The sequence below is a fragment of the Glaciecola sp. XM2 genome (genome assembly GCF_018595715.1).
Taxonomy (GTDB): domain Bacteria; phylum Pseudomonadota; class Gammaproteobacteria; order Enterobacterales; family Alteromonadaceae; genus Glaciecola.
The window spans coordinates 47,100-65,542 of the sequence record NZ_JAHEOJ010000013.1; the positions used below are offsets into that span (position 1 = coordinate 47,100).

17 protein-coding genes are annotated in these 18,443 nt (G+C 43.4%); 11 read left to right on the forward strand and 6 right to left on the reverse strand.

Translation table 11 applies throughout. The features are described from left to right. Nucleotides 1–41 precede the first annotated feature (41 nt). Nucleotides 42–1,148 (forward strand): DUF2891 domain-containing protein, encoded by a 1,107-nt coding sequence (locus KJ365_RS00300; protein WP_214449625.1) that lies wholly within the window; start codon nucleotides 42–44, stop codon nucleotides 1,146–1,148. Nucleotides 1,149–1,305: 157 nt separating this feature from the next. On the opposite strand, the gene KJ365_RS00305 is transcribed toward KJ365_RS00300, so the two are convergent. Further along, the gene (locus KJ365_RS00305) at nucleotides 1,306–1,545 is read right to left on the reverse strand and encodes a thioredoxin family protein (protein WP_214449626.1); all 240 of its coding nucleotides are present in this window, start codon (nucleotides 1,543–1,545) and stop codon (nucleotides 1,306–1,308) included. A gap of 19 nt (nucleotides 1,546–1,564) precedes the next feature. Continuing rightward, nucleotides 1,565–2,557: a permease gene (locus KJ365_RS00310; protein ID WP_214449627.1), complete on the reverse strand. Its 993-nt coding sequence runs from the start codon at nucleotides 2,555–2,557 to the stop codon at nucleotides 1,565–1,567. 334 nt (nucleotides 2,558–2,891) lie between these two features. Between KJ365_RS00310 and KJ365_RS00315 the strand changes: the two genes are divergently transcribed. Next, nucleotides 2,892–3,113 (forward strand): hypothetical protein, encoded by a 222-nt coding sequence (locus tag KJ365_RS00315; protein ID WP_214449628.1) that lies wholly within the window; start codon nucleotides 2,892–2,894, stop codon nucleotides 3,111–3,113. Between the two features lie 65 nt (nucleotides 3,114–3,178). On the opposite strand, the gene KJ365_RS00320 is transcribed toward KJ365_RS00315, so the two are convergent. The 3 genes from KJ365_RS00320 to KJ365_RS00330 all read right to left on the reverse strand — a co-directional run bounded on the left by KJ365_RS00320 (nucleotide 3,179) and on the right by KJ365_RS00330 (nucleotide 5,830). Beyond that, nucleotides 3,179–3,817 carry a YiaD family glycine zipper/OmpA-like lipoprotein gene (locus tag KJ365_RS00320; RefSeq protein ID WP_214449629.1) on the reverse strand — a complete coding sequence of 213 codons (639 nt, stop codon included), beginning with the start codon at nucleotides 3,815–3,817 and terminating at the stop codon, nucleotides 3,179–3,181. A gap of 232 nt (nucleotides 3,818–4,049) precedes the next feature. Beyond that, the gene (locus tag KJ365_RS00325) at nucleotides 4,050–5,153 is read right to left on the reverse strand and encodes a threonine aldolase family protein (RefSeq protein WP_214449630.1); all 1,104 of its coding nucleotides are present in this window, start codon (nucleotides 5,151–5,153) and stop codon (nucleotides 4,050–4,052) included. Nucleotides 5,154–5,332: 179 nt separating this feature from the next. Continuing rightward, a complete protein-coding gene (locus KJ365_RS00330) occupies nucleotides 5,333–5,830 on the reverse strand; it encodes a helix-turn-helix transcriptional regulator (protein WP_214449631.1) in 498 nt (165 codons plus the stop codon). Between the two features lie 143 nt (nucleotides 5,831–5,973). Here KJ365_RS00330 and KJ365_RS16985 point away from each other — a divergent pair, with 143 nt between their 5' ends. From KJ365_RS16985 to KJ365_RS00365, 7 genes are all read left to right on the forward strand, one after another. Then, nucleotides 5,974–7,173, forward strand: a complete 1,200-nt coding sequence (locus KJ365_RS16985; RefSeq protein WP_214449632.1) for a TolC family protein — start codon at nucleotides 5,974–5,976, stop codon at nucleotides 7,171–7,173. After that, nucleotides 7,170–8,192 carry a hypothetical protein gene (locus tag KJ365_RS00340; protein WP_214449633.1) on the forward strand — a complete coding sequence of 341 codons (1,023 nt, stop codon included), beginning with the start codon at nucleotides 7,170–7,172 and terminating at the stop codon, nucleotides 8,190–8,192. Before KJ365_RS16985 ends, KJ365_RS00340 begins: the two co-directional genes overlap by 4 nt. Before the next feature lies 1 nt (nucleotide 8,193). Next, complete coding sequence (locus KJ365_RS00345) at nucleotides 8,194–11,265, forward strand: efflux RND transporter permease subunit (RefSeq protein ID WP_214449634.1); 3,072 nt, start codon at nucleotides 8,194–8,196, stop codon at nucleotides 11,263–11,265. Further along, entirely contained in the window at nucleotides 11,252–11,563 is a 312-nt protein-coding gene (locus KJ365_RS00350) for a DUF3240 family protein (RefSeq protein ID WP_214449635.1), read from the forward strand. The genes KJ365_RS00345 and KJ365_RS00350 overlap by 14 nt, the downstream gene beginning before the upstream one ends. 234 nt (nucleotides 11,564–11,797) lie before the next feature. Then, entirely contained in the window at nucleotides 11,798–13,366 is a 1,569-nt protein-coding gene (locus KJ365_RS00355) for an alpha/beta hydrolase-fold protein (RefSeq protein WP_214449636.1), read from the forward strand. 35 nt (nucleotides 13,367–13,401) lie between these two features. Beyond that, nucleotides 13,402–13,956: a phosphoglycerate mutase family protein gene (locus KJ365_RS00360; RefSeq protein ID WP_214449637.1), complete on the forward strand. Its 555-nt coding sequence runs from the start codon at nucleotides 13,402–13,404 to the stop codon at nucleotides 13,954–13,956. 242 nt (nucleotides 13,957–14,198) lie between these two features. After that, nucleotides 14,199–15,713, forward strand: a complete 1,515-nt coding sequence (locus KJ365_RS00365) for a hypothetical protein (protein ID WP_214449638.1) — start codon at nucleotides 14,199–14,201, stop codon at nucleotides 15,711–15,713. A gap of 130 nt (nucleotides 15,714–15,843) precedes the next feature. Here the strand turns inward: KJ365_RS00365 and KJ365_RS00370 are convergent, their stop codons facing one another. After that, nucleotides 15,844–17,535, reverse strand: coding sequence for a hypothetical protein (locus tag KJ365_RS00370; RefSeq protein ID WP_214449639.1), 1,692 nt, complete (start codon nucleotides 17,533–17,535; stop codon nucleotides 15,844–15,846). 127 nt (nucleotides 17,536–17,662) lie between these two features. On the opposite strand from KJ365_RS00370, the gene KJ365_RS00375 reads away from it, so the two are divergent. Then, entirely contained in the window at nucleotides 17,663–17,836 is a 174-nt protein-coding gene (locus tag KJ365_RS00375; RefSeq protein ID WP_214449640.1) for a hypothetical protein, read from the forward strand. 135 nt (nucleotides 17,837–17,971) lie between these two features. After that, complete coding sequence (locus tag KJ365_RS00380; RefSeq protein WP_214449641.1) at nucleotides 17,972–18,397, forward strand: hypothetical protein; 426 nt, start codon at nucleotides 17,972–17,974, stop codon at nucleotides 18,395–18,397. Nucleotides 18,398–18,443 lie beyond the last annotated feature (46 nt).

The window sequence follows — 18,443 nt, forward strand, 5'->3', positions numbered from 1 at the left end:
TCTGCGTCATTCTTGTATACTCGCCACTGTTGTTATTCTTTATGAAACTTGTAACTTTAATCCTCTTTTTCAGCCTATATTGCACCAACTTATTAGCCGCTACGCAGACCAAGTCACCACCCTCTAATAACCCTGAAGTTATCAATCGCTTTGCCCAGTTAGCCCTAGAATGTATTCACAAAGAATATCCAAACATTATAAAACACATGCTCACGGGTGAGGATGATGTTAAATCTCCAAAACAACTTTACCCTGCTTTTTATGGGTGTTTTGATTGGCATTCATCAGTACACGGCCATTGGCTACTGACTCGTTTAGCCAGCGAATACCCTGACATAGTGGATTACCAGACAATTATCGACAGCTTAAACATCAGTTTTACTCAAACCAATATTGATGCTGAGCTAGCGTATTTTAATCGTCCAAATACCGGTACCAGTTTTGAGCGCCCTTATGGCTTAGCTTGGTTTTTACAGCTGACCACGGAGTTGCGTGAATGGGATGAGCCTAAAGCGAAGGAATGGCTTAATGTGTTAATGCCATTGGAAGAAAAGATTGTTGCAAATTTGAGCGACTGGTTACCGAAGCTTTCTTTTCCAATTCGCGCAGGTGAACATAGTCAAACTGCGTTCGCATTTGGGTTAATGTTAGATTGGAGCAAAACTGCCAACCACCAAGCATTTCAAACCTTGCTCACAAATACCATTAAACGTTTATATGCAAAAGACGAAAATTGCCCTCTGGCATATGAGCCTTCTGGACAAGACTTTTTATCACCTTGCATCGCCCAAGCAGATATGATGCGTCGCGTTTTGTCTGAGGCTGATTTTTCAATTTGGCTATCAACTTTTTTGCCCAGTATTCCGCACAATGGCAACGGCAGTTGGTTGAGCGTAGCAACCGTATTAGATAAAACAGACGGCAAACTCGCACATTTAGACGGGTTAAATTTGAGTCGAGCATGGATGCTAGAGGGCATCGCTTCGGCACTGGCGCAAGACGATCCTCGAAAAGCCGCCATCATAGCTGCGGCCAATGATCATAAACAGGCCGGCATTAATTCTGTTGTGAATGACATGCACTACATGGGTAGCCATTGGCTTGGTAGTTTTGCTGCTTATTTGCAAACTCAGCGCGGCATCAATTAAAAAATAAAGGCTTGCCGATGATTGGCCCTTGATAGCATTTTGGCAATAAAAGAATCTTGGGTAAATACAACGTTGGTTGATGACAATTAATGAGTTAGCGGTTTTATCAAAAAAACCGCTTTTAAACTCTAAGCCAAATAGCCGCCAGTCAGTCGTATCAAGCTGACTGAAGCCAACTTACCACTTGGTCTTTGCTTGGCACTCCCCCCTTAAAAACCACGTTTTCATCCATGACCACCGCAGGTGTGGACATGACCGAATAGGCCATAATTTGCGCAGGGTCTTGCACCTTCTCGACACTAACGTCAACCCCAAGCGCTTGGGCATTGTCTTCAATCAGCTGCGCGGTGCTTTTACATTTTGTACAACCACTACCTAACACTTTAAACTTAAGCATAATTCACTCCAAATTCAGATTACATTAAAAAAGATACGCTATTGAATATCCACCCAACAAGGGTGAACGACAGCAATAGCATCGCAAACAAAATGGCCAGTAAGCGCCACTGCATGACTTGCTTAAGCAACACAAATTCAGGAAAGCTCGCCGCCACTGTACTCATACAAAACGCCAGCGCAGTGCCTATGGGCAAGCCGTTCACAATCAAACTTTCCATAACGGGTATCACGCCAGTGGCATTGGAATAAAGTGGAATACCGACCAACACTGCGGCTGGCACCGACCACCACTGCCCTGCGCCCAAGTGCTGTTCAATCCAGCCATCTGGCACAAAGCCATGCAGAGCCGCTCCTAAACCGACGCCAATAATCACCCACTTCCAGACGCGAGAAAATATTTCTAGCGTTTCTGATTTGGCAAATTGATGACGCTCTTTATAGCTCATGCTTGGGACTGACTCATCAAGGCTTTGTACTTGTTGGGCTTGCCCTTTTTCTAAGGCTTTAGCTGCAAAAGACTGCAGCCAACGCTCAGCGCGAATGGTATCTAGAAAGAGTCCACCAAGAATGCCCACACTGATGCCAACTAATATATAGAGCAATGTGAACTTCCAGCCTAGTAAGCTAAGCAATAGGAGGACCGCAACCTCATTGATAAGGGGTGATGTAAGCAGAAATGCCATAGTAATGCCGACTGGTATCCCAGCAGAAGTAAAACCAAGAAATACCGGTATGCTTGAACAGGAGCAAAAAGGCGTTATTGCACCAAAACCAGACGCCAAGAAATAGCCCAGCCCCTTGTTTTTCCCCGCTAAGAAATCTCTGACTTTTTCCACATTTAGCGAAGCGCGTAACAAGGCAATAAGGTAAATCATACCCAGCAACAGCACGAAGATTTTCGTCACGTCTTCAACGAAAAAATGCAGGGCATCGCCCAGCTTTGTATCCGCGGTTAAGCCAAGCAAGTCATACACAAGCCAGCTTGCTAAGTCTGTGAATATTTCAAACATGTTGAATTCTTTTTAACGGGTGCTTGAAGCATTGTTTATTTGATTGGCAATGAGCGCAAAAAATAACGCTCCCAAGGGCATTTTCCAGCGCCAGTGATTATGGGTTTTCTCGAACGTACCAGGTACTTTTGCATGATACTTTTTTGGCGGAATGTTTTGCATTTTATGATGCCTCCACTCAAAGGTTTGTAGCGTAAGAAACTCTGTTCATATTAGACAGCAATTGGTACTTGGAATATTAGGGCTTTCCGCCACAAGATGTGGCTACCACTAATTGTAAAACATGAATCAAAGGGTAAGTATGTTGAAGTAAAATGAACCCAAAGGAATATCTATGACCGACCACAACGATAGTAGTAAGCGCCGCGATAACAAAACCTTAAACCTGCAAGATATAGAAAACGCAATCATCGAAGGCAAAAAGGAACGCCTTAAAGCCCTAATTGCGAATGATCTGTTCGACGAATTGCAAAAGAGTTATTTAATTAAGTTAGCTAAAGAGCATAAACAACCAGACATCGAATCCTTGCTTAAAGAACTGCCAGCAACGCCCTAATAAAATGTCTGCGGCTCACGTTTAGAATCTAATAACGTAAGCCGCATTTAATTTTCAGACTACGCCTATTTTGCCACCGGGATGATTTTAAGTTCTACGCGACGGTTCAATTCACGCGTACTCTCTGTGGCATTGCTTGCAATTGGCATAGACTCACCCATACCAAGAGTACGCAACCTTCCTTCATCGATATTTTTTTGCTCCAAATATAGGGCAACGCTATTGGCGCGCTGTACCGAAAGCGTTTGGTTATACAGTTCATCTCCAACCGAATCAGTATGGCCTTCAATGCTCAAGCGCGTTTTGTCGTATTCACCTAAAATCAGTGCAACATCATCCAAAATAGGATAGAAATTGGGTTTCAGTGAAGCACTTGCGGTATCAAACGTGAGCCTGCCTGGCATAATAAGTTTTAGTTGGTCGCCCTCTCGAACGATGTCAATGCCGGTATCAGAAAGCTGTTCACGCAATGCCGCCTCTTGTTGGTCCATGTAGTTGCCTATGGCAGCACCGGCAAGTGCACCGAGCGCAGCGCCCCATACATACCTACTTTTGTCATTGTCGCCAGTGCCTTTGCCGGCAATGGCGCCAACAACCGCACCAATACCCACGCCTTTTTGGGTGTTGGTCATATTCGCACACCCAGCAAGCCCTATGACACTCAGGGCAACAATTGTTAATTTGAATTTTTGTGCAATTGACATGTTACTTCCTTAATAATTATCTGTTGGTCTATCATACCAAATTTGAGATGCTGATTAGCCGCATTTTAAAGGTTTACGTTATCGTTTGAGCTTGTTTGCAGGCAAAGGTTCGCCAGTTGTTTAATTAAACGTTCGATCAAATTAATACCGTCGATATTTATTAAGCGCCACGCTTTGCTTTGAACCTATGGGCCTTTAAACAATTCAAATATGCTCTATTGATAACAAGCCCCTAAGCCTCAAGCACCACTTTAGCAAAATCGACGATCGTCTCTTGCCATTTGGCTCTAGGCAATTTTGCAAATGCATCCCCGATTGATATCTCACTTATGAGGCGATTTTTATTAACCTTATAGGGGGTACGAATCAAGCAAATGCCGTTGCCTTGCATCCAATCAATAGAACGCTTTAAAAAGGCTGATGCCTCAGCATTGATGACAATGTGAAACATACTACTATGCGGAGTATGGGGCCAAGTACTGATGCCCGATAGCTGATTGAACTGGCCTGCTAACCATAGTGCGTCGTCTCTGCGCTGACGCATTTGCGGCAAGTGCATTTTGAGCCCCTCTCGGGCGGCCACTACATATGGGTAGAGCGCAAATAAGTTGCCTCCAGCACGGCGTTGCCACACGCGCGCCTTTTCAATAAATGCATGACTTCCCAGCAGACAAGCGCCTGATATACCGCCCAAATCTTTATAAAAGCTCACGTAAATAGAATCGAATAAAGCGCAGATTTGTTGCAGGCTTTTGTTATACGCTTCAGGGCATTGCCAAAGCCTAGCACCATCCATGTGAAAGGGGATATTTTGAGCATGTAGCCATTCACTTTGCGATACTAACGCCTCCCAAGTGGGCAATTGACCACCAATCTCTCGCATCGGCAACTCTAACAATACTGCTGCAAGTGGAACCTCGGTCGCTGCTTTAATTTCATCTAAGTGAGGTAACTGATCTGCTTGTCCTACTATAACTGGCTTTAATTGGTAAAGAGCCTCAACCGCGTTTTCCTCGTGCAGCAACAAGTGACTTGTAGGATGCAGAGCGACGCGATCAGATTGTTGTTCATCGGCCCAAATCTTTAATGCGATGTTTTGCGCCATTGTGCCGCTAGGTAAAAATAATGCGCTTTGCTTACCCAACAAAGCGGCTACTTCCTGCTCAAAACGCTCAATTAGAACGCCTTTGCCATATTGGTCGCTTAGCTCATCGTCGGTCACACTGTCAGCAAGTTGTTGCAATATTTGCTTTGGTGAAACGCGACGATGACCAAAGACATTGGTTTGGCACAATTCGGCATATTGTCGATAGGTTTGAATTAATGTTTCGTGCATATGTGGGCCTGTGCAGCTTAGTGACTTACCAGAATTTCAACTCAATAGGGTTATGCCTGAGAGAAAGCGACATTTTTGTGTGGCTATTATCAGCAGAGCGGTGAGGCTACGCGCAGTAATTAACCACTAAAAAATGTGACTAACATCTCTTAGCCACAAATATCCACGGCCTAAACCAGTCAAGTAGCGCTCAAAAAATCCTCTAAAAACCACGCCGAAAACTCATGGCGACCAACCAAATTGCTTTTTGAATAAACAACAGATGCCTGCTGTCTTACGGTAGGCTCTTTGGTATTTCTAACTACCGCAATTTCTTTCAGACTTAGGCCCTTTAGGAGCAACAAAGCTACTTGCTGCTCAGTTTCAGTGAGCTGCCACTGCTCAAATTGTGCTTTAATCACACCGGCAAATCGTTTTCTTTCAACGGCAATACTGCTATTCAAGGTTTCGATCTGCTTTTTTGCATCTGACAAATCAGACGACAAATGTTTTAAGTTTTGTGATTTGTGGCGCATATGACGCACTAACAAAACGGCGCCAAATGCAGATAAAACAACTAGCGAAGCTTCTTGTACAATATGCCAGACAGGCACGCCTAACCCAATATCAAAAAATACATCAACACCGTTGAGTATCATTACTATTATCAATATGAGCGTAATTACTCTATCTCTCATCAAAACACCTTGTAACCGTATAAATAATCAGCAATTTCGGGCCTATCGAACATATGTTCGTTATCCCATTATACACATGTCTAATGTTCTAACGTCAAAATCAAAATATCATTAGTTAAATAGAAAACAAACCTGAGAAAAACGTGAAAAAGTTACTCGCCACTATGGGTCAAGCGGCCGCTTTGCTTGTGCTTTCAATGAGCGTCAATGCCGAGCAAGGAAGTATTCAATTGCATGAGGTTCTAGACGCCACGCTAGAACATCAACTGGAAAATGTATCAGCATTAATGGAAGAAGCAGCCCCTGCGGACCAGCGTCTCTCATGGATGGATGGAGTGCCATCGGTTTCAGTTTTATATTTGCATGACCAAACAACAGACGGCACCCGCGAAGGGGAAATCAACTTCTCTGTACCCATAAAGTCTGCCATCAAGAAACAAGCTGAACAAAACTTGATGAGCAATAGTGCCGTCATTAAAGCCTCGGCACAGCGCCAGCTTGCCCTTTATTACTCAGGGTTAATCAGAGACCTGATTTGGGACTTACAAACACAAATGGCATTGCGCGGGGCAGAAAAACGCAAAAATGCAGTGTTAGTGAATTTGGTAGAACAATATTCAAAATTGACAGAGCTCAATGCAATGCCTAAATACGCATTATATTTACTCCAAAAAGAATTAAGCGGCAGCAACATCTTAGCACTGCAATACGAACGCCAAACGCAACAGCTGATGAGTCAGTACTATGCCCTCACAGGGCTGCGCGTATTGCCCACGGTAAATGAAGAAGACCTTCCAGAGCTTAAAAATAACGCATTGGCGCAACATCCAGATATTCAAGCCTTAGATGCAGCTTGGGCCGCGTATGACCTCGCGCTAAACGGTCAACGTAAGTCAGCCCAGCCTTGGTCTATTCAACTTACGGCCAGACGCATAGAAGCATTTGATTTTTCAGAAAACCAAATAGGTGTAGGTGTGGACGTTCCTATCTCTATGGGTAATGAACTCTCAGCAACTCAGCGAAGCGAGTACATGCACCAACGAATGCAGTACGAAATTGAACGAAACAAGCTTTTAGTGCAAATACTTGCATCAACCACGGCCAGTCAAACGGAATATGATTTTCTATTAGAAAAACAAACAATGCTTGATGAAAGCATCGTTATCCTCAACGCCTTAGAAAAAAGCATCAATGAATTACTTTCGTCAAACACGCAAGACCAAGCCATTGTCTTGCGAAACCTAATTGATTTAATTGATGCTAAAAATGAAATTGAATTAAATCGAATCGCCATCAAACGTCAAATTGCTAATATAAGACAGACATCAGGACTATCACTATGAAGCTAGCACTCCCATTCTTTATCGTTGCGTTGTTATGGAGTCAGCTAGCTTTGTCGCAAGACATGCTAGTGAACGGTGAACAATTAGGCCAGCTAAAGCAAGAAACTGCACCAATAACAGCGATTAAAACGTTTTCTGGAAGCCCCGTTATTGCTGAAGTAATCAGTCTCCCAGGCCAAGCTTACGTGCTGACATCCCCTATGAATGTGCAACAAATACAATATCTTGCAGGCATTGGGCAAGCGCTCAAAAAGGGAGAGAAGTTTGCTGTACTAAGAGGCCCTGAAGTGCATCATTACCACTCTCAATATCAAATTTATAAACGCCTACACACGCAGAGCAAAGCCCTTTATGAAAATAACCAAAAACTGTTCAACAGCAAAGCAATAAACGAAGGCGCATGGCTTCAAATAAGCCAGCAATACTACGATGTGAAACTTGCTTACGATGAGTACGTACACTTTTTTGAATACGTGAGTAATTTTGATGACGACACTGAATCGTTAACCCTTGTCGCGCCTATAAACGGCATTGTTTCTTATGAAGCAACCCAATCGACTGAGATGGGTCATATATTGGCGCGTTTCATTCCTCGCCAATCGCTAGTATTTAAGCTTCGCATTCCCTTTAACGACACCAGAGAAATTGCATCCATTGATGCTCCTCAATGCAAGTTGACGATTAGCTCGGTTAATCAACAGCTTGACGGCTATTATCAAACCGCGTGGTCCGAGCCGCTCAAAAACAACTGCAAAGCATCTTTAGGTGCTAGTGTAAGCGTCACGCCACATTATAAAACAGACGCCTACCTAACCAATAAACAAAGCGTTTTTAACTGGCAAGGCGACAATTACATATTCCTTAAAAACGGTGACGCATATCGTGCAGTCAAAATCACAATCCTGGGCACACAACAGCAACAATATGTGATCCAATCAGACTCCCCTCTTACAGATAAGAGCGCCCTAGTGAGCTCTGTTAGTGCTGCCCAAGGGATTTTAATGGGCTTAGGTGAATAAGATGTTAGAAGCCATTATTCGCTTTTCCCTTGTACAGCGCATTTTTATCATTATTGTCTCGCTGTTTTTGCTCCTCGCTGGCATTTCGGCATGGTTCTCACTGCCTATCGACGCTTTTCCAGATATTTCACCAACACAAGTGAAAGTCATCCTAAAAGCGCCCGGCATGACAGCAGAAGAAATTGAAGCACAAGTCACGCTGCCGATTGAAACGGAGCTGTTAGGCATTCCCAATCAGCAAATTTTACGCTCGATGACAAAATACGCTATCACCGACATCACCTTAGACTTTGTTGATGGCACCGATATCTATTGGGCAAGACAGCAAGTCGCTGAAAGGTTAAGCAATGTCATGTCGTCATTGCCTTCAGGACTTGAAGGTGGCGTGGCGCCTATGAGTACGCCACTCAGCGAGATGTTCATGTTCTCAATTGAGAACCCAAACATGACCTTGTTACAACGTCGCCAAATCCTCGAATGGGAAATCAGGCCACTGCTTCGAAGCATAGATGGTGTGGCTGACGTCAATGTATTAGGCGGTTATGCCAAGACCTATCAAATTAGTCCAGACCCTATAAAACTAGCAAGTATTGGCATGTCACTGCCTGAGCTAGCCAGTAAAATAAATGAAGCGAATCGAAACGGTAATTTAGGAAGGATTAATATCGGCAACGACACGTTAATCGTGCGAAGCGAAGGTCGCGTTGATGATATTGAGCAGCTCAGCGAATTGACTATTTCCACCGCAAACGATGTCGTTTTAAAACTAAAAGATGTGGCAGACATTTCAGTGGGCCATCTGGCTCGCTACGGGTCTGTAACGCGCAATGGTGAAGAAACAACAGAAGCGATTGTCATTGCGTTAAAAGATACCAACACCGCTCAGCTGATTGAGCAGGTATCGTTAAAACTAAGCGAGCTAGAATCGACGCTACCACAGGGCACGGTCCTTAATGTCTTTTACAACCGCAAAAATCTCATTGATAAAGCCATTGGCACGATCAAGGAGGCGCTGTTTGTCGCAATCGTGCTCGTCATTCTTATCCTTTCGTTGTTTTTAGGAAATTTACGCGCTGCAATTGCCGTATCGCTCGTTCTCCCCTTCTCTGCCGCTTGTACATTTTTACTGATGAGCCAATTTGGCTTCTCCGCCAACTTGATGAGCCTAGGAGGTTTGGTGATCGCGATAGGTATGCTGGTAGATGCATCTGTTGTGGTGGTCGAAAATACCGTCAATTCTCTAAATCGAAATGCATCTTTGCCAAGGCTGCATGTTATCTACCGGGCATGTAAAGACGTTTCAACCCCCGTTGTATCAGGCACGATTATTGTCATTATTGTTTTTTCGCCTTTGCTCACGCTCACCGGACTGGAAGGTAAACTCTTTACGCCTGTTGCTGTGACGATAGTTTTCGCCATGATTTCATCGCTTATTCTTTCACTTACCGTAATCCCTGCATTCACTTCATTTCTATTAAAAGGCAAGCAAACCAGTGAGCCTAAATTTGTTGCATGGCTTAAATTACGATACCAAACCCTACTCTCAAACACCCTTGCCAAACCTCAGTTTGTCATTATCGGCTCTTTAGTATTTTTAGTTGCCAGCGGCGCTCTGTTTTCCACATTAGGGAAAACCTTTATGCCTGTACTCGATGAAGGAGACATTATTGTACAGTTAGAAAAGTCACCGAGTATTTCATTGGCATCGTCTACCGAACTTGATATTCAAATTGAAAATGCACTGCTTGCGAACATCCCCGAAATTAAACAAATTGTGGCTAGGGTTGGCTCAGACGAAATTGGACTCGACCCAATGAGCTTAAATGAAACAGACATATTTATGGAGCTTATGCCTATGGACGAATGGCGCTTCAGTAATAAAGAAGAGCTTATTGAAGCCATTCGAGAGGTTCTCGCTGAGTTTCCGGGCATCAATTTTGGATTCACCCAACCGATTCAGATGCGAGTCTCTGAAATGCTCACTGGCAGCACAGGTGCGGTGACTGTGAAGGTCTTTGGTAATGACATTTCTGAGCTTGCTGCCTTAGCGGCGCAGATTTCAGCGCTAACAAAAACCATCGATGGCAGTGTTGATGTAAATTCATCGGTCATTGAGGGTGGCGATTTACTCAACATATCTCTAAAACCCGAAATAGCCTCTCGCTACAATATGAATATCGATACGCTTTCGTACTACATCAAAAGTCAATTAGAGTCGGTTCAAGTCTCAACATTGATAGATGGAAAGAAAAAAACACCCATTGTATTTAGTCTCAGTGATGCCAACGATAGCAAACCAAGCAATATTGCTGATATTGAAAACATGAACATTTTAATGCCCGATGCATCGGTTTTACCCCTCAATAAAATAGCGAACATATTTTATAAGCAAGGTCCGATCATGATTGAACGGGAAAATGGCAGTCGCTTCGCCGTTGTGGCAACCAATGTGCAAGGCACCGACATGGTGAGTTTCGTCAATGCGTTACAAGCATCCGTTGCCAGTAATATTCAATTACCGGTTGGATACACGGTGTCATTTGGTGGAGAGTTTGAAAATCAGCAGCGAGCAACTAATAACCTTCTTGTTGTTGTGCCGATTGCTTTGGGTCTGATTCTTGTCATTTTATTTACGACATTTGGCTCTTTGCAAAAAGCGGGGCTGATTCTTGCGAATATCCCATTTGCCATTATGGGTGGAATTATGGCGCTGTTTTTAACCGGCGAGTTTTTATCGGTTCCTGCATCGGTAGGCTTCATTGCTTTGCTTGGCGTAGCGGTACTAAACGGGGTGGTGATGATAAGCTATTTTGAGCAAACAAAGGCACAAGTCCGCCAGCTTACCGAGCGAGTTGTCAGTGGCGCATGTCAACGCTTGCGACCAGTGTTAATGACAGCATTGACAGCGATGTTTGGTTTGATGCCCCTAGTCACAGCCACAGGCCCAGGTGCTGAAATCCAAAAGCCTCTTGCGATAGTGGTTATTGGCGGATTGTTTACCTCAACCTTCACCACGTTGTTCATGATCCCCGTATTATATATTTGGTTGGAGAAAAGACATGCCAAAAAGTGAAACCGATACTCTGTTAATCATGATCGCCCCTACCTCTTTAAAAGAAGACCTCGTCGATCAATTAATGGAAATGCCCTATACGAGTGGTTTTAGCCTGTCTAAAATTCAAGGATTTAGTAGTGAGCATAGTCACTACAACATTAATGAGCAGGTAGCGGGTCATCAAGACTTTTATCGGTTTGAGATAGCCCATATAAGTGCTGATTCACAGGCAGTATTAGCTCACCTTCGCGAGGCCTGCCCAGAGAATACCATTCGATATTGGATGGTGCCGATACAATCCTCTGGATTTGTTTAGCATCATCAAGGCATAGTCGCCAATTGTTTTAACCTAGTTTAAGCCCTGAACAATATTGCTGAACTTTTCCCGAAGATACCTAAGCAATCAACAGCGCAACGCTTAGGTTACTTCATCCGCTTTTCTTGCCATGGCAAGCACATAGCTGTAACGTAGCTATATCAACGGGCCAAATTCTGCTCAATAAATCAAACGCAGTATTGGCCATGGTCTAACATCAAAGAGGAATTGAACATGCTAGGTCGGCTACTGATCATTACCGCGTTTCTTATATCTGGGTGCACAAGCCAAATATCCCCTTCAACAGCAGATGCAAAGTTACAAAACCAAAACAATACCGCGGCAGCAGAATTTAGCATAAGCGTTGCACCACCGTTGCATGACGCCATGGCTTCTGAGGGAAGGATATTTCTCTTTTTAAGTAAAAATGATACAAGTGAGCCTCGTCAACAACTTTGGCCTTTGAGCGAAAATCCCAACTTCATTTTTGCTAAAAATTTTACGTTTGGGTCAGCCACCTCAACCATTACGCTAAACCAAGCTTCTGATTTAATGACCACCGCTTCATTTGATCTTAGCGAAATCCCAAAAGGCCAATATTCAATGCAGGTTTTGTGGCATCAGAATCCGTCACTTCCATACATAAATGCAGAGGGGAATTTATATAGCGAAGTCGCCGTTATCGATATCGATTCGGATTTTACCGAAATCGTAGAGCTTTCAAAACGAGTACCTGCTACATCACTTGTTAACCACCCGCTAGTAAAAAAGGTGACCTTTAAAAGCGAATTATTGAGTGAGTTTTGGCAAGAACCATTTTATATAAGTGCCTCGGTTTTATTACCCAACACATATGAGCAAAATAGTCAGCAAACCTACCCTATTAGATATAACGTTGCAGGCTATGGTGGCAGGTATACGAGAGTTGAAAGATTAATCAATTCCGAAGATTTTATGCAATGGTGGCAAAGCGATGAAGCGCCACAAATTATCACCGTTTACCTAGATAGTTTGGGGCCTTTTGGTGACAACTATCAGCTAGACTCGGCAAATAATGGGCCGTTCGGTCAATCTTTAGTGAGCGAGCTCATCCCAACTGTTGAAGCTCAATTTCGCACCAAAAACAGCGCGACATACCGTTTTACAGATGGATGCTCCACTGGCGGTTGGGTGTCGTTGGCTCTTCAACTGTTTTATCCAGACACATTTAACGGCGCATTTTCATATAGCCCAGACTCCATCGACTTTTCAGCCTATCAACTGGCCAACATTTATGAAGATGCCAACGTATTTTACAATAGATGGGGCAATCTACGACCTGTTGCCAGAACGGTTTATGGCGACCCAATCATTACTTTGAAAAATTTCATTCAGTATGAAAATGTACAAGGCGTATCAAACGACTATCGAACCTCTGGTGGCCAGTTTAGCGCGCATACAGCCTTATATAGTCCAAAGGGCGAAGACGGGCTACCCATGCCAATGTTTGACCCACAAACAGGCGCCATAGACCGAGAAGTTGCAGAGGCTTGGAAGAAATATGATTTAAAGCTATTTACCGAACAAAATTGGTCTGAGCTTGGGCCTAAGTTACAAGACAAAATTTACATCTGGATGGGCGACATGGACCACTTCTTTCTTAACCCCGCCACAAGAAAGTTTGCGCAGTATCTGGAAGGTACAACAAACCCAACGTCCAATGCTGTGATAGATTTTACGCCGATGGCTGGACACTGTTCGAAATTCAGTGACAAACTCGTTTTAGAGCAAATACAGACGCGCTTGCTAGCGATTGACAAGTAGCTTAAGTGACACTTTTGAAAAGGCAGAAAATATAGATGAAATTACTATCAGTTTTACTTTATGTGCTTGTGGGCTGGATAATGTTTAGTTCATTTAACCTGGCGGCACAAACTAATCAAACTGACTCTGATATATATACCATCTATATGTTACGCCATGCTGAAAAAGCTACCGACACGGCTGATAAGCGAAACCCGCCATTATCTGAGTGCGGTTTACAACGCGCACAATCGCTGAGCACAATGTTTCAAGCCGTCGATATAGATACTATTTACAGCACTGACTATTTAAGAACGCAGATGACCGCTAAACCGGTATCGCAAGACAAAGGCTTAAAAGTGGTTAGTTACAACCCAAGAGAACTAGCCTCTTTTGCAAAGCAACTGATTCAAAACAAACAAAACACTCTAGTAGTAGGGCACAGCAACACAACGAATGTGCTAGCGGGCTATTTGACTGGGAAAGCGTTAGCGCAAATTGATGAAACAATCTACGACAGAGTGTATCAAGTAACCTTAGTTGACGGTACAAAACCAAAAGCTAAGCTACAATTGTTGCATCAAACCTTTAGCTGTTATCAGCCCTTGTGAATACTACGGTCAATGCCTCACTTTTACACCTTTTATTACTTAAGTGAGATCAGCAGGCGTCAGTGTCGACTTACTCGGGCCTAGCGATTCAAGATAACTAGACTGCCATCTAGGTGATCATATACAGAAATGCCTCGGGGTAATAGGCTGACCGTCTACGTGCTTGTCAATGCATTAAAATAAGCGTATAAAAAACATACAAGAAACTGGATTGTCTCTATCCATCGCTTAGGAAGGCTCACTTGGAAAACGCTAAACAATCAAAACATAGGCAACCGCTTTACTTCATTGCCGGTATAGTTCTGCTCTTATTAATAGGCTCGGTAATGTATGTCAGCGCTGCAATTCCGCCTTTTCCCGCACTAGATGTAAGCGGTGATTTAGCCGCAGTTATGAATTCTCTTAACGACGCATACAGTCAATCGAGTACGCACCTTGCCCAATATCGAGACTTTTGGGGCGCAGCCAGCATCTCTATAGGCGCAATCATAGCGGTTATGACCACTTTACGCGCACCTCACGCTTTCATCATCGCTGGGGGTGCATTACTCGCTGTAATACTCGGAAATTTGCAGTTAAACGTACCTCAGCGAAAAATTGAAATTCTCGCTACCGCACAACAGTCTTTAACATGTTTGCGCGAGCCCTATCAACAACTTCAATCGGCAAAAACGGCGTATTTACCCAGTGTGGACCAACTATCTACTAGTCTTGATTACTATCAACAGCGTGTTCGAGATTTTGCGTCTACAGCATCTGTTGAACTAGACGCCTTAGATGCTTGGTTAGCTAAAGCAAGTATACCAGAGTTAGCCATGGCCCAAGATAAGGTGAGTATGGGTATATTGATGCCAATTCCCGATTTTGAGAGAGAGACGCAAGCGATACAGAAGTTAGTAGACAAACAAACTAGGCAACTGCAACCGTTCGATTCGTTTATTTGGTCGTTACCACCTGAGTATAAAAACACAATAATCGATCAAACTCAGACTTTGAAAGGCACGCTCCAGAGCGCCATCGATGAGCTTGAAGCTCCTTATATACGACACACTGAGTTTATTGATGACTATAAAAAAATACAAAACGGGCTATTAAGAGCAAAAGCAACGTCACGTGACGGACGTATGTATTATTCAGAGTTAGTGACACTAGCGGAAGCTATTCCAAAAACGACCGCGCTACTTTCCACTTGGGAACAAAACGTAAACGCTGCAGACGCAAGCATTAGAGGGAGTGTAGCGCTAGTGCACTCACGCTTGCTAGCTGACTTGGCGCGAACGGGGGCCACTGCCGATGAAATTGCTGAACTGCTTAGCCCTCCAAAAGCAGTAGAGCCAAATTATCCGTCGGACCTGTCATCTGTACCTTCTTCGCCATCAACTTCTTATCAAGCCCCGTATGAGCCTGACCAACAGGCAGGGCTGAATGACCAGCAACAAGAAAAATACAATCAACTTCTTAAACTCATAGACGAGCAAGGCAGCGAAACACGCGATTTACTTCAGTCGCTGTCTTTTGCAATAAAAAAGGCGCAAATACTCACAGATTCCCTGTATGCCTTAAGAGACGAGTCACTCAATGTGTTAATTCAGTACGACGATTTATTGCAACAGTATGTCTCGGCTTTTGTTACCACTCAGACAAATTCAGACGATGAGTTTAAACAAGCATCAGCTGGCTTGGTATTTGGGCAAAAAATTGTTAACTCGGTTAACTTTGAAGGCTTACACATTCGCTTGGAAAGTTGCATGATTTAGAGATAGCTTCCCATCATCTAACGTCCGGCGTGTATTGTGTTTTTTCTTGCCACAGTCTGCATGCTGTCTATTGCGCTGATGATTTGCTCATAAAATCGCCCGCATCAATTGGAGCAAGTGACAAGTAACGTCATGTAGAGCTGGCAGGGCGCAACGCCGCCTTGCTCGGGTCCAATGACTCAAGATAATTCCATCTAGTACATGAAGCAAGGGCCCTTGCAATTTCATCGGTCCCCTCTTCAAGTTCGTTTTTAATTTCTTTGTTGATTCGTCTATCGACATACTCAAGGGAAAAGGTCAGCGATAAAATATTATCGATGTGGTACTCGAACGATTCGTTTTTTACCACGTATTCATTGGATTTCTTGTCAACGATATCTGTAAATTCTATGGGCGCTGGAAGACGATTAAAGTCGTTAAACGTGAGGTGTATTTTACGAGCGCCGCTGAGAACTAACAATTTTTGCCCTACTTGCTCAACAAAGGTTTCAAGTTTCTGCGTTTCTGCTAACACCAAAATATCTTTACTCAAAAAGCGTTTGAGTAAGTGCAAGTCTTTATTGAAAAACGCATCACATGAGCGTGATACAAAGTTATATGCTGGGATGGCAAACAATGAACTAATCACGGCAGCTAAAAACGCGGTGACTGTATTGTTACTTAACCCAATCGTTTGATTCAAAAGCGCTTGCATGCCTTGGTCAAGGCCCGCCCAAAGCGAAAACGCCACGACCGACAACAAACTCAATGTTGCCGATTTTGAAATAATAGAGTCGACCTGCCAGAGACCATAACGCATAAGCGCAATAAAGACGCCCACACCAACGCTCAAACCTAATAAGTAGCGCCCTACTAATGTACCGTAGCCCGATAAGCTAAAAAGAGGAAGGTACAATACTAAAGCAATGAGCACACAAAACAGCATGGTAATTGTTTGTTTGCGCTCTTGGGTGTTGAGTACCATGCGGTACTTTAATACAAACTGAACAACCGTCACCAATAAGGTAAATGACACGGCATACAAAAAATATGACCATGCATTTGCAACTGTTGTAAAAGTCTGGCTGTAGGTGATAAAGAGCAACAGACTAGAGAATGCAACTAGGGAAAGCTGAATGCGTTTCCATACTTTGTTGTCGAACGTTTTGGGGAAATAATAAAGCCCAAGCGGGCCAAAGATAAATGCTAAGCTCAAGCGAAGCGTTTCGATATCTGTCGCACCAAACATACTTGAGCCGATATAAAAAAAACGGCTTTCGCACACAGTGATTAACAGTAACAAACTAATTAGGTATCCAGATACAAAACGCCTGCCTTTGGCAAAAAGCAATAGAGAAAAGCCTAAAGAGAGCAATAACAAAACAGAATCCACAAGCATGTATTTAATGTCTGGTTTAAATGGTGTGGCGGTTTCCCCTTTTACAACTTCAAAGCTTTGTATGTCTCCCCAAACATCCAACACAACGGTCACCGACTCAGCCTGGCCAACATTGGCACAAGCAAAGAATTCATCCATAGTGCTAAACTTCGAAGCTTCGCAATTATCAATGGCATGCAAGCGAGTAAACCATGGGCCGTTAGAACGCATTGCATCAGACAGCGGTGAATCGTCAGTTTTTGCAAGCACATAGCGGTTTACTAAGGGATATTTATGAATGGCTGCGCCGTACTGCAAAAATGCCGAGGTTTCTTTCGAATTAAAGTTGAAGTTTGCCCATAGACCAAACAAGAGCGTGATGAGACATAGCGCAACACACATGGCATAAAAGGCATTAGCACCAATGCGGATACCCTTTTTTACCACAGGAGATAATGTATTCAATAGACTAACCCTATATGCCTGCTACTTTGCGTCATTGCATTAATTGTATACTACATGTAAGTTATCGAACATAGGAGCTAAACATCCTATGAAAATAATACTTTTATGACTTCGTTAGGAGAAGGAAATGTCAAAAGAAAGAAATATCTCTCAAAGAGACGTGGGCAATGAAGACGGCGCAGATACAAGTCAGAGCACGCCTGAAGCAGCTCCCGCTGCAACAAATACTACAAGTAATCCAGCACCTGCACCCGAAAGCGCAGATGAGACTACTCCGCAAACACCGAATACAAACGACTAAACGTTTGCATTTGGCTTACATAAGCAGTTACTAAGGCATCGCTGATAAATTCAGTGATGCCTTCGCCCCATGTAACATAGACAAAACTGCCAACAGTCTTATCAGCAAGTTTTGTAAGAGCTAACAGGGTTTCAAATGACAGAACTTAATCCAAGTTATGTGCTTGCGGTCGCCGAACAATTGTCATTTGTCAGCGCTTTTTTAGGCGGTATTTCAGCTACCTTGCTCGTTACAATCGTGGTGTTCACTTCTGAAAAAAAGTCGGTCAGCTGGATAGTGTCATCGTCAGCACTAGCTGCGTGCAGTTTATTAGTTGCTGTGGTTGCATCATGGCGGTTAACCATTCTTCTGCACCCCACCATGCCCATAATAGTAGACCAGACTCTGCTCAAAACTCTATGGGCAGGTATGTTAAGTGGATACAGCCTCGGATTTCTTAGTCTACTTGTGAGTGTAGGCCTATCAGGGTGGCTTCGGTCTAGAAAGACAGGTCTTATTACCAGTATCATAGCATCCATCGCAGTGCTCTTTTTTATACTAGCCACCCCATTTGGATTTTAAATTAAAATAATACCGTGATTAAAAATGATAATTGAAATAGCAAAAA